Consider the following 12,523-nt stretch of genomic DNA (forward strand, 5'->3'; position numbering starts at 1 on the left):
ACCTCATTGATTAACAAAGTAATCCTTCTTTTAGTCGCTGCGATGCTTTCTGTTTCAGCGATGGCTGCTGATTTTAATCAAGTTCAACGAGAGGCTAACCAAGGCGATGCTAATGCTCAATATAATCTAGGGGTAATGTACTACAAGGGTGATGGTGTTCTACAGGATCGTTCCAAAGCTACTGAGTGGTTTAAAAAGGCAGCTAATCAAGGACACACTAAGGCTCAATATAATCTTGAGGCAATGCTTACCAATGATACTGGTGCCCATCAGGATAATAAGAAAATATTTGAAGAGTATCAAAAGGCGGCTAACCAAGGTGACATAGAAGCTCAGTTAGCAGTTGGATCAATGTATACTTATGGTGCTGGCGTTCAAAAAAATGATGCTAAGGCGATTGAGTGGTATGAAAAAGCGGCTAATCAAGGTAGTGCTGATGCACAGCTTGTCCTTGGCTACATATATTTTAATGGTGACGGTGTTACACAGAATTACGGTAAAGCAGCTGAGTGGTATGAAAAAGCTGCCAACCTAGGTTTTGATGAGGCTCAATATATTCTTGGAATTATGTATGGTAAAGGCGAGGGCGTACGTCAGGATTATGCAATTGCAAAAGAATGGATTGGTAAATCTTGTGATAACGGTTTTCAAACAGGTTGTGATGGTTATCGAATCTTAAATCAACTATAGAGTGTTGAGTCTTAAATAGCGTGGCTTGGCGAGGAAGTTGCTAATTGACGAAACAAGAGTGAGAGCGTAAATTCAAGTGCTAGAAACGATTAACCCCCAGTGATTGGCGTCACTAGGGGTTAAATGAATTTTAATCTGTGTCAGCAGATATAAAACCCACCATATTCGAACGGTCATTTTCTATCAGCAAACGCACCAACACAAGTGTGCGTGATGTTAATACTACCTGAAATATACGAAAATCTCCCTCATAAGCCTTATTGCACCGATGATTTGGGCATTCTTGCCATTTGTTCAAAGCAAATAGCCGTCAAAATGCGGTACATTCAGCATACCCCCCCCCTTGTATGACCCACTTTATTTGCTTAGATATTGATCATGAGCATGGTGCGATGCGCTGGGCGGAAGAATATCTACCACCGCCACGATGGACAAGCCAAAACCCTTCAAACGGACACGCTCACATCGTCTATGAGCTAAAAACACCTGTTTGCACCAGTGAGCACGGCAGCCGTAAAGCCTTAGACTATCTTGCTAAGATACAAGCAGGACTTGTCAGAGAGACAAGAGCAGACATGGGCTTATACCAATTTCATTACTAAAAACCCGATGCACGAGCATTGGCGTACCGAAGTATGGGCAAAAGAAGCTGAATTGTTTAGCAGAATTCGTTGATCTCAGACCCCTAACGAAGAAACTATTCCAGCTCTGTATAACTGCTCACAACCCTCTATCCATAAAAAAGCCACCTTGCAAAATGCTAAGGTGGCTTATTTTTTACTAGAACTATCACTCATCTACTATTTATTAAGTACAGTTGTTTATATGCTGTGCTTCTGTTAAATCTGGGTTGCGACAGTCTGTTAACGGATTATATCCGTCGTCATAACCTGAGCGTTCGATCACGAATTTACGTAAATCAGCGTTTGTACCTCCACCAAGTGTAAAATCATTTAATCGATCTATCATGTCTTGTGAGATTTCAATGTCATTATCAACGAGATAATCAATATGCGCTGCTTGTGTGGGTGTTAATGTTTCGGCTGTTTCTACAGCGTCAGCATCGGTTCCATTATTATAGTAGTTTTCATCACTGTAGAAGTTCTCGTCGCTATCATCAACTAACCCATGAAATACATCATCAATATTATCTTCAGCTATGGCTACTTCATCTTCTATATTAGACAGGTCTAAGGCAGGTAACACTGATTCTTCAGTGACTTTTTCAGATGCTGTATCTTTCAGGTCTAATGAAAAGGCAATCCTTGTGACTTTCCAGCTAAGACCGTCTCTATGCATGATCACATCTAATGACTCATCCGAATCATCAGCATCAATGATCTGAACTTTGAATCGATTAAATGACAGGTAGCCAGCTTTATAATCAATATCTTCATTGTTGATTTTAGCCTTATCTTCCGAGCTGTCATTACTTGAGTCAAAATCCAATTTTTGCCCTTGAAGCATTAATGCAACACCATCAGGTGTGACAAAACCATCAACTATTGGGTCTATCATTGCAGCGGCTAACATAGTTCCTAAAGCCTCAAGGCCATCTTGCTCATCACTTGCAGCAAGCTCTTCAGCCATAGCGGCTTTGACTTGATCCTTTATACTCTGTTTAACACTAGGGAAATCAATATATCCTGATAGCTTATCTGCGTCTTTCTGTTCAGCAGCATTTTTAATGTTATACAAAGCTATATATGGTGAAGCGTAAAGGTAAATCGCAAACATAACTAACAAGCCTGCCAACCAAGGTAAAAGCTTTTTCAAAAAATCTCTCCTGAATTTCTAACAATATTAAAATATGATGAAGCAATACTGATGGCTAACGCTTGTCTAAGGTTATTAGCTGCCATGCTTACAAATCGTAATTTTCGCCAATTTTCTATACTTATGTGGGTTTACATAGTAGTAACATTTAGAAATTAATGCTAACATTAGTTTACTTATAAAACAATTTAATAAACTTCTATTTATCAAAAATACCTTTTAGTATTCGACAGGAATATCACCGTTATCGTCCGTAAAATAATTCTTCTAGGTCTATATAAACTCTGAGTCCAGCAAAATAAAAATTAACCATTATTTATGATCTATATTGAGTACGAGATAACAGTGCCTTCCAAAAATGAGTTGATAGATAAGCTTGCTTAAAAGCACAATCTGGCTAAAATTGTTACCACAAAACAAATCACTTTCTTGTACGGCGAATCATGCATTCATTGCATGGTTAACCATCAGAACATAGAGAACAAAAAAACATGGCTAAAACACCGGTAAGCAAAAAAGATAAAACAGACAATGCCAATTCTTAACAAATCAAATTTTGAAGCCTTTTTAATTCTTTGTCCAAGTGAGAAGCTTCTTAGCTCATTAGATTCAAATTTTCAGAGCGCTATAGAAAGTATTTTAGAAAATACTAAACAAAGCTATACCTTCGCCAAACTCCGCGACACTCTTTTACCTAAGCTCATGTCAGGTGAACTTCGTATTGCAGATGCTGCCGCACTTGTGGATGAAGTCCTGTAGCTTTTGACAGTAAACGTTTATCCCAAAAAAATAACCATTAATGGAGTTCAAAATGAAGAAGCTTTTACTTAGTTTGGCGCTTAGTTTAGGTGCTTTATCAGTAACTCCTGCAATGGCTGCCGCTCCTGCTTTCTCTGCCAGTCAAATGGCTCAGGTTAAAATCAAAGACTTAAGCTTTAAAGAAGTCATGCGTGAGTTCTATAGTGGTGAAATGACTTCTTTTTTTATAGATGATGAAGATATTGAAGCGGTGCAACACGTTGGGCTAGGTAAAGCGAATAGCGATGATGAAAGAACCGTCGCTTTAATGAACCCTGTCATTGACTATAAAAACAATGTAGGAGAATCACGTTACTTAGTCATTATTGAGAAGGTTCAGGTCGATAGTAATACGGGGTCACTGGTATCTTGCCACGCATGTAAAGCAACAGCTGATATTTACAGTTTTAAAAAGTTAAATAATGGTTTATTCCAGTTAGTAAGTCGGACGCCAAAAAAGGTAGAATCTACTGGTGTGGGTGGTCGAATAATGCTTGATGAAAAAAGTATTAAAAATACGATGCAATCTTTAGGCAAAGAGATAACAGGTAGCGTGTTAAAAAACGGCTCTTTTTATCATGGTATCTTCGTACAGTGGTGGGACGTTTTGCAGTTGCCTGAAAACGATTTCATTAATTTGTATGATCTAGGCGATGCTGGGGTGGAAAACGGTGTTTATGATGAAGACTCACCTCTATATTACGCATATGAAGGAACTTTCAAAGTACTGTCTGAAAACACCAACACCATGTATTATCCCATTATGTTGACGTATAAAGGTGAAAAGCCTACGGAAGATTATCAGCGTATTGAGCCTGTGAACTACAGTAAAATTGTGAAATTCAATCCAACAAAGAAAGATTATGAGTAACTTAGCTGTGCATTGGTTTGATCTTGGATTTGCATAGTGAATTTTGAACTAAATAATAGAAAACAATAAAAAAAGGACGTTCCATTGAAATTCACCGAAGACCGACTTGAACAAGCTATAACGCCTTACAGCTAATAAGATCAATACTTATGACCATTAAACACCTATCCAATATTTCACACATGGTAAGCCGACTGCTCATGCCTATGTCTGCAGTATTACTATCTACACTAGCCACCGCGCAAATTCCAACTTTGCCGCAACAGCCGATTCCAGCGGATATTAGCCAAGCCATCAACAGCGTCATGGCGGTCAACTATGGCTCAGACTACGACAAGCTGCGTGGCTGCACCCTTTATCATCGCAAAGAAACCTTTGATAACGAGAGCAGTGACTATGTATTTGAGGACAGTTACTGCATCGCGCCTATTAAGTACCAAGTTGAAGAGGTCAATGGTGGTACTCGGCTGTATCTGCTAACTTCAGGTTACGTCTACGATGGAAAATCAGGTAACGCTTACCCCGGTATAGGCGGTCTATTTGAGATGTATAAAATGGGCAGCTCTTGGGTAGTATCCGCAAGCGATCCTTTTATCTATACGGGCGGTGCGGGGAGAAGTCAGCTCTATAAGTTTGAGCTGTCCAAAGTAGGTAATGACAAATACGCTTGGACAGGTAAGCACTGTGGCGGCAAAGGCGGACAAAGTGGCTGTCTATGGATGATGTACGCTTCGATAGATGGCAAGATAAAGCCAGTGGCTGAAATAGAGAGTGATTATCATTCTGAGAGTTATAGTGCTGGCACATATCACGAAGGCACAGGCTATGTGAGCCATGATTATAATGCGCCGATGACAGGTGGTTTTTATCCGCTGAATATGATGATTGACAAGAAGTCGGGGCGCATTGGTAGCCTATATGATGATAGTAAAGATCCAGCCGCATCGGATGGTGGAATTGAGCAGGAAACGACTTATGCCTACGATATAGCTAAGCAGCAGTTTGAGTTGGTTGAGTAGTTGGATTCATTTGTAATAACTACTTTAACTGATCGTACTATCAAGCTTAAATGGAATTTAATATGAAAAATTTATTACTCAGTTTGGTACTTAGCTTGGGTTTTTTTGCGATAACTCCTGTAATGGCAACTACTCCTGCGTTCTCTACCAGTCAAATGGCTCAGGTTAAAATCACAGACCTAAGCTTTAAAGAAGTCATGCGCGAGTTTTACAATGGTCAGATGGTTCCTACTGTTGCAGATGACACATATATTGATTCGTTACCAAATATTGGTTTAGGTCGTGCTGATAACACAGCATACAGAACAGTAGCGTTAATGCGTCCTATAGAGCTTTATGACAACACGGAAGGTGAGCAACGTTATTTAGTGACCATTGAAAAAGTGCTCATTCATGATGACTCGTTAGAATACTGTTTTCCTTGCGGTTCAAAGGCAGATTTATACAGCTTTAAAAAGCTGAATAACGGACAGTTTCAGTTAGTAAGCAGGACATCTGAGAGCATAGAGTTTTCAAGTATCTACAGTTCAATGGATCTTCAAAACAATGATATTCGTGCTACTTCAGAGTCTTTGGGTGAAAATCTAGTAGGTAGCATTTTCAAGAGTGGGTATATGCGTCAGGGTTATACGACGGAATCATGGGCAGTGCTACATCTACCTGAGAATGACTTTATTAATACTTATGCATTAGGCGATGCTGGTTCAGATAATAACGGTGCAAATGATTATGAATCACCCTCAGATTATGATTATGAAGGAATTGTTGAGGTAATGCCTGAAAAGGCTAAGTACTATCCAATCAAGTTGACTTATAAAGGTATAGCTCCTGATGATCCTGAGCTTCCTGACTTTATCAATAAAAGCTTCGTTATGAAGTTCAATCCGGTAAAGAAAGCTTATGAAACAGCATATAGTTTTGTAGCTTTATAAGGTGCACATTCCCTGCACCGATCACTAATGCTATTGAAGAACGCTCTATTTATCTAAAAAAGGACTTATAGTTGAAATTCACCGAAGACCGACTTGAACAAGCTATTATTGAATTGCTATCAGCCGAGGGCTATCCACATACGCTAGGTGAAGCACTCGACCGCAATCCTGACGATGTGCTGATTAAGTCTGATCTTCGACAGTTTCTAGCGACCCGTTATAAAGATGACTTGATTACAGAGTATGAGATTGAGTCCATCATTCATAAGCTCGAATACCTTCCTTCGTCCGATCTGTACGATACCAACAAAGCCATCATGAAGCTTGTCGAGAAGTATAACGACCGTGATGAGAACGACATCCTAAACTCTAAGGTCTTCAATGATTTTACTGACCATATTATCGACTTAATACATGGCGTGAAGAAAGAGATGCAAGCTTTTGGCGAGATGGGAATAGATATCGAAGAAAAAGCTTTTTATGATATTTTGCTACTGTTGGCTCATAAATATGATTTTAGCTATCCAGAGGATAAACTCATTGAGTTATCTAAAGAGGTCAAAACCCTTGTAGATGATAAAGCTAAGTATACTGACTGGAATAAGCGCGACGATATCAAAGCGGAGTTAGAATTTGATTTGATGTTGTTACTCAAAGAGTGAGGCTATCCACCTGTGGACTCAAACGAGGTCTATAAAGAGATATTTGAGCAGGCTGAGAACTTTAAGAAGAATAGGGTGGTTTAACGATATTCAGACACAATTTATGTATGGCCTCTTTAATTTTGAAAGCGTTGTCAGATATTGCTACCTGGCTCAAGTAAGCCAGCCTTCGATATAGTCGGGGCGGTTCAATGAGTGGTAAAGTCGTTTTACCACCTATTGAGATAAAAACAACGCCTGAAAGAGTGGCAGTGAGAACTCCTAAGCCTAGCAAGGATCAGGATATAGAACGTTAGAATAACTAAAGTATATCTAAGCTAGATACTAAATTAGTATAATTTGAGAAAAGGAATCTTATGTTGCAAGATAATGATGTTGTAAGTCAGGAGTCAAGAAACCTAGCAGTTTTAAACTGGTTAGGGTGTTTACTCACTCTTTTTGTGATCCCATTGATGTTCTACCTAACTAAAACAGATGATACTTATGTTAGGGAGCAGGCAAAAAAAGCAATAAACTGGTCTATAACTGCTTTGCTTCTATTAGCTGCATCATTTATATACTTTTTATTAGTAGCTTCTATTCTAATGTTGTTTGTCGAAGTGATACCTCAATTCATTATTTTTATACTTGGTTTTTTTACTTATGCTCCTATTCTTATAGTTATTGGAGCATTTTTTACGTTTTGTGTTAAAGGTATAGTTAGTAACTACAAATGCAAAAATTATGAAATCCCTTCCAAAATACAGTTACTTAATTATGAGATTCCTTTGATTAAAATACGACTACTTAAATAGACTAAGTAGTCCTCCGAATGTTGGGTGTGTCCTTTTATATATTGGAGTGTGACTGATCAGCGACAATTGAGGGCTGCTAGGTGCGACGAAGAAGTCTTAGCTAGAATATATCAAAGAAATGAGATTCTACTCTTAGAGTATGCCCTTAATGCTTTTAAAACCTGTCATAGCACAAGCAGAATACATGTTTAAGTATTGGCTTGTTCCTGGATGGATTGTGGTAAATTGCTCGGCGTAATAATCATTAGAATCAATAACGGCTCCGTTTGCATCATAGAATATATGGGATAGTGTTTTACCGGTTTCATTTCTACAGTCAAAAGCGAATTTAAAACTAGTAGAACTAACAACCATATTGTTAAATCTTAACTTTGTTTTCTCTATGCCTCGCATTTTAACAAAAGCAGTAACTATTTGAGCATTTTGATCAACTATCCTTAAGGTATTAGCATCCATATAATGATCAACACCGTCTTTAGTTGTATCTATATAAAACCAATTATTGGCATTGGCTGAAACAGCTATCAAACAAATTAATGAACCCGCAATTAATTTTTTCATCCTGGATCCTTAATAATTGATTTAGTATTTCGTTAAGCTCTATAAACTAAAGGCTGATTTTATAGAGCTTAACGAGTGTATCAAGCAACTGTGGAATACTGAACGCCTGAGTTATTCAAGGTATTTGCTATTATCAGGCAATAAAATACGTTTTTCGTATACGGGGAACTTAGTATCATATACATCTGAATAGCTGACTGATATTTTAACGTTAGACAGATCTTCTCGAGCGTACTCAAGAGTACGATTAAACATAGTATCGCCTCGACCCATTGTAAGTTCTACGAGTAATATCTCTTTTCCGGGAAGAACAACTCGTCCATCAACTCCTCCACAAGAGTCTGTCCAAGATCCTCCATGAAGATCTACGCACTCAACTAAAGATTTACCTGATCTACCTGACCCTATGTTTATAGAGGTAAATGACTTAACTAACAAAGGACCAAATCCATGATTCACTAACTTTATGTATAGTGAGAAATCACTGTGGTCTATCGTGATTTCTGGCATAGGCTTTACAGTTAATTTATTGTGTAGCCTTTGTTCTGAGAATGTTCTATAGGCCACATAAGTGGCTATAATTGTGATTGCAGTTATAACTATGGCTGCCCATGCGCTGGTTAACGAGCCTACTGCCAACGCAAAGTTTTGATTCTCCTGTAGAAGAAGAGTAGGAAGCTCTTTATTTAAAAAGTAAAATGGTATAAATAATATTAACAATATGAGTATAAACAAAACAACCATCTCTATTATGTTTCGCAATCTTATCAACTCCTAAATCCATTAATGATCATATTTAAATGGATAATTTTCCTTTGTTTTTAGTAGTCTAAGTAATTCTTTATAGGACGCTTACTAAACTGTAAAGCATCTTTTTTAAGACGGTTAATCATTTCAAACTCCCAACCTTGCTGTGACTGTCCAGCTGGGCTAGTCGGGGTTACTAAATGATTATACTCCGCCATAAAAGTAGGATTGCGAACGATGCGTCCTAGCTGCTTGTCGCAGCCCTTGGCTTGGACGTTTATTCTTGATGGCCATGTTCAATGCTTTGCATATTAGATCAGCGGTCATACGTTTGTTGATGGCATAGCCGACCAGCTCTTTAGTGTATAAGTCTTTAACCCCTGCTAAGTACAGCCAACCCTCATTTGTCCAGATATAGGTGATGTCACTGACCCAAGACTCATTAGGACGCTTAGCATCAAACTGCTGATCCAACACGTTTGGATAAACCATTTTATTATGGTTTGAGTCCGTAGTGACTTTAAAGCGTTTGTGGCGACGGCATTTGATGCCATGTTCTTCTTTGATACGTCTGACCATGTACAAGCTAATATCATGGCCTTGCTCTATGAGCTTTGCATGCAGTCGCTCAATACCATAGCGCTCACGAGTTTCACTGTGAGCGGCCCTAACCAGTAGCTCAGACTGATTACGGTGTATCTGTTGGTCACTGATATCACGACTCAGCCAGTCGTAATAACTTGATGGCTTAACACTTAGCACACGGCACATAGTGGCGATGCTAAAGAAGTGCTGGTTATCTTTGATAAAGGCGTACCTGACTAACTGTCACTGCGTGCATAGCCCTACGTCTTGCGTCACTAAAACAGTCTCCCAGACTGTTTCTTAACGTTCCTCATTTGCAAAGTACGCCGTGGCCTTTTTTAAGATCTCTCGTTCCTCTTCGGCAACTTTAAGTTGTCGCTTGAGCTGCTTTATTTCTTGAAGAGCCGTCATAAGATCAGGATCATATTGTTCTGTGCCGATGAGCTTGCCTTGATTGGCCTTATTATTCCAATTAGATAAGGTCTGCATGGCGATGCCAAGCTGCTTTGCGGTCGCTGAAATATTGCCGTTATTATCTGCTATCTTCTTGACGGCTTCGGCTTTGAATTCTTCACTATAGCTTCTGATTTTCTTGACCATGATAAACTCCGATTAATACGCTTAGTTTACCAAGTTTATTTGTACGGTTTCTTCAGCATAGCTCATAATTTAACTATGTGGAAGAATTTGTAGAAACAAACATGGGGTATTTAAATCAGACAGCTTAATCATAATTACCTACCTACCGTTAACACTGTCAGTTCAATGCCTGTATAGCGAACCGATCAGGTTCCCACAACAGATTTTATGGCATTGGATGTCAGAAATCAGTTATCACTAGTTTTCTTAAAAATGCTCTCTAGAAATTAAAACAAAATCTTCCAACGTTGCAAAAACTTCATTTTGATCAGAATTTGTATTATTAACATACAAAACTACAGGAAAGCCGCCTTCTTCTAATGGCTTGTTATCAAGAAAATCAATATTATTTACAGTTTGAAAACTCTCACCCTCATATTTTTTACCATAAATATAATAAAGTCCGTAGTAAGAACTTTCATGCTCCTCAAAATCCAATAAGCAAAAGGACTCTATTCTTTCTTTAGCACTTACTAAACTAAGAAAAGTTCCATAAATTTCATGCAATTTCATAATAAGCACCCTATTTTTTAATCCTTACACTTAATACTTTTTAATAGCCAAGTATTTTCTCAGACTCTTTAATCAGTATAGACCAGTCCTCGCTAATGCACAGATCACGAATAGAATATGTATGGTAGGTATACCACGAAGTACACTGTGACTGTTTCAACCAGTTAAAACCATTGATATTATTAGCCCACGGCTGAACGTTCAAGTCCTCACTAGGGTATCGAACTAGTGAAGGGCTGATTGGTTCGGTATAGGTATATCTTAATATGATAATACCTTGAAGGCATTTAGTTTAGTTGGCTCATATCCTTGTCTATCAGAGTAGAATGGTCAATTTTAAATATTGGATACACATCAATAATAGTTAGTCTTTTAGCGTATAAATCCTGATAATTCAGATATTCTATAATGATCTGATTTTCATATATCATGACCCTCATAGCTCCTTCTTCATATATCCTAAATATTAATGCTTCATCTTGATATACATAAGCAGATATTGAGTTCTGCATATCACTGATAGAAAAAACCATTTTTTTATTTTGTGCATCGATGAATGTGGATTCTAGCAAACCATCATTATCTGTATGGCTCTCGCATCCAAACATCTCCATAAAATCTACATCTTTAGGATAAAAGAACGACATTTTCTTTCCTATTATCAAAGTCTGTGGTCAATTAATTTCGTACAATTTAGGATGATAGACGAAAGAATGCTAATTATATAGCCAATGCTTCGCTACCTATATGGCAAACGGAACATGTTCCCATAACGGTTTTAAATCACTACCTTTTTACCATCTGAAACGGGTAGTGAATAACCTAAAAAACCTCTGTTATTCGCATAAAACGTTTTTTAGTAAATAGTATATGGTTCAATTTACTTAGAAAGCAGTATCTCAACCTTTGTTTTCCAATAGTTCTCGTACCTTGTCTTCACCCAGCTGATCTATGAGTGCTTGCAGCTGAGCTGTAGAGTCGCCTTTAGTTTGTGCATCCGCTCTAAACTCTGCTGTATCTCTTCCTTCTCTGAGTGCATCTAAGTAATCTGCCCACTTTTGCATCATATCGCTACGATCATCAATATACTCAAATCGACCATAAGCTGAGCCGTTAGGGTCTTTAGTCGTATGACCCAATGCCATCTCTACAAGCACAAGAGGGTATTTTAGCTGCTCTTGCAAGATAGTCTTCGCTGTCGCTCTAAAGCCATGAGCACAATGTATGTTTTGATAGCCTAAATCCTTGAGGCGTTTGTTTGCCGTGTTTTCAGATATGATCTGGTGCTTTTTTGCTGTTTCGCTGAAAAAGACATATTCAGTGTGCCCATTGATCTTTTTCTGTTCACGCAATATAGCCACAGCTTGATGCGGTAGGGGAACCACCATATCCTTAACCATGTTTACCTTACCTTGGCCTTTTAATGGCTTTAATTGCCACCTACCAGCCTCTAGATCAACATCAGCCCATCTCATACGGCGTAGATCGCCATTACGTACGAATAGTAATGCCAATAGCCTAAGGGAGTTAATCGTGTTTAGATCGCCTTCTATTGTTTCAACAGCTCGCAGTAGTTTGCCCAAATCTTTAGGATTAGTAATGGCAGGACGATGACCATAGCTGGACTTGGCCAGTTGGCTTTTGATTAACGCTGCAGGATTGCTGCTACAGAAGCCACGAGCTCCCGCATAGACAAATACGTCACTAGCGATACCTGCACAGCGTTCCGCCTTATCTGTAGGCTTACCATTCTTATTTAAGGAGTTGGCTTGAATGTTTAATAACACTTCGAGCATTCTAGGTGAATCAATTTCACTAATAGGTTCATTACCAATATAGGAGCATATAAGCTCTAAACGGCCTTTCTTACGAATCAACGTATTGCCTTTTTGAGTATGTTCTAGTCCTTCAAAATACTCCCAAGCAAAATGATTAA

At 38.4% G+C, this 12,523-nt stretch carries 14 protein-coding genes and 1 pseudogene; 8 read left to right on the forward strand and 7 right to left on the reverse strand.

The genetic code is table 11. From position 1 onward, the window contains the following. Nucleotides 1-690: tetratricopeptide repeat protein (locus ACZW67_RS13340; RefSeq protein ID WP_465183654.1), on the forward strand; the 690-nt coding region annotated here is incomplete at its 5' end. Nucleotides 691-1,037: 347 nt separating this feature from the next. Then, nucleotides 1,038-1,292, forward strand: a complete 255-nt coding sequence (locus ACZW67_RS13345; protein WP_465183655.1) for a replication initiation protein — start codon at nt 1,038-1,040, stop codon at nt 1,290-1,292. Nucleotides 1,293-1,497: 205 nt separating this feature from the next. On the opposite strand, the gene ACZW67_RS13350 is transcribed toward ACZW67_RS13345, so the two are convergent. Further along, complete coding sequence (locus ACZW67_RS13350) at nt 1,498-2,466, reverse strand: DUF2939 domain-containing protein (protein ID WP_465183656.1); 969 nt, start codon at nt 2,464-2,466, stop codon at nt 1,498-1,500. Nucleotides 2,467-2,997: 531 nt separating this feature from the next. Between ACZW67_RS13350 and ACZW67_RS13355 the strand changes: the two genes are divergently transcribed. From ACZW67_RS13355 to ACZW67_RS13380, 6 genes are all read left to right on the forward strand, one after another. Then, the gene (locus ACZW67_RS13355) at nt 2,998-3,225 is read left to right on the forward strand and encodes a hypothetical protein (RefSeq protein WP_465183657.1); all 228 of its coding nucleotides are present in this window, start codon (nt 2,998-3,000) and stop codon (nt 3,223-3,225) included. Nucleotides 3,226-3,277: 52 nt separating this feature from the next. Then, the gene (locus ACZW67_RS13360) at nt 3,278-4,135 is read left to right on the forward strand and encodes a hypothetical protein (protein WP_465183658.1); all 858 of its coding nucleotides are present in this window, start codon (nt 3,278-3,280) and stop codon (nt 4,133-4,135) included. A 149-nt stretch (nt 4,136-4,284) separates the two neighbouring features. Continuing rightward, on the forward strand, nt 4,285-5,154 hold the full coding sequence (locus ACZW67_RS13365) for a hypothetical protein (RefSeq protein WP_465183659.1): 870 nt from the start codon (nt 4,285-4,287) through the stop codon (nt 5,152-5,154). 62 nt (nt 5,155-5,216) lie between these two features. Continuing rightward, complete coding sequence (locus ACZW67_RS13370) at nt 5,217-6,086, forward strand: hypothetical protein (RefSeq protein WP_465183660.1); 870 nt, start codon at nt 5,217-5,219, stop codon at nt 6,084-6,086. A 71-nt stretch (nt 6,087-6,157) separates the two neighbouring features. Next, nucleotides 6,158-6,748, forward strand: a complete 591-nt coding sequence (locus ACZW67_RS13375) for a type I restriction enzyme endonuclease domain-containing protein (protein ID WP_465183661.1) — start codon at nt 6,158-6,160, stop codon at nt 6,746-6,748. Between the two features lie 356 nt (nt 6,749-7,104). Continuing rightward, nucleotides 7,105-7,542: a magnetosome magnetite crystal formation protein family gene (locus ACZW67_RS13380; RefSeq protein ID WP_465183662.1), complete on the forward strand. Its 438-nt coding sequence runs from the start codon at nt 7,105-7,107 to the stop codon at nt 7,540-7,542. Nucleotides 7,543-7,674: 132 nt separating this feature from the next. On the opposite strand, the gene ACZW67_RS13385 is transcribed toward ACZW67_RS13380, so the two are convergent. The 6 genes and pseudogenes from ACZW67_RS13385 to ACZW67_RS13410 form a co-directional block, all read right to left on the reverse strand. Further along, complete coding sequence (locus ACZW67_RS13385; protein WP_465183663.1) at nt 7,675-8,103, reverse strand: surface-adhesin E family protein; 429 nt, start codon at nt 8,101-8,103, stop codon at nt 7,675-7,677. A 111-nt stretch (nt 8,104-8,214) separates the two neighbouring features. Beyond that, on the reverse strand, nt 8,215-8,865 hold the full coding sequence (locus tag ACZW67_RS13390) for a hypothetical protein (protein ID WP_465183664.1): 651 nt from the start codon (nt 8,863-8,865) through the stop codon (nt 8,215-8,217). Nucleotides 8,866-9,108: 243 nt separating this feature from the next. Continuing rightward, nucleotides 9,109-10,035: pseudogene (locus ACZW67_RS13395) on the reverse strand (IS3 family transposase); the annotation flags it as partial. A gap of 246 nt (nt 10,036-10,281) precedes the next feature. Further along, entirely contained in the window at nt 10,282-10,587 is a 306-nt protein-coding gene (locus ACZW67_RS13400) for a hypothetical protein (RefSeq protein ID WP_465183665.1), read from the reverse strand. Between the two features lie 287 nt (nt 10,588-10,874). Further along, complete coding sequence (locus ACZW67_RS13405) at nt 10,875-11,234, reverse strand: hypothetical protein (RefSeq protein WP_465183666.1); 360 nt, start codon at nt 11,232-11,234, stop codon at nt 10,875-10,877. A gap of 252 nt (nt 11,235-11,486) precedes the next feature. After that, on the reverse strand, nt 11,487-12,523 hold a 1,037-nt coding region (locus ACZW67_RS13410), incomplete at its 5' end, for a tyrosine-type recombinase/integrase (RefSeq protein ID WP_465183667.1).

This window comes from Psychrobacter sp. TPE 89C (assembly GCF_055522395.1).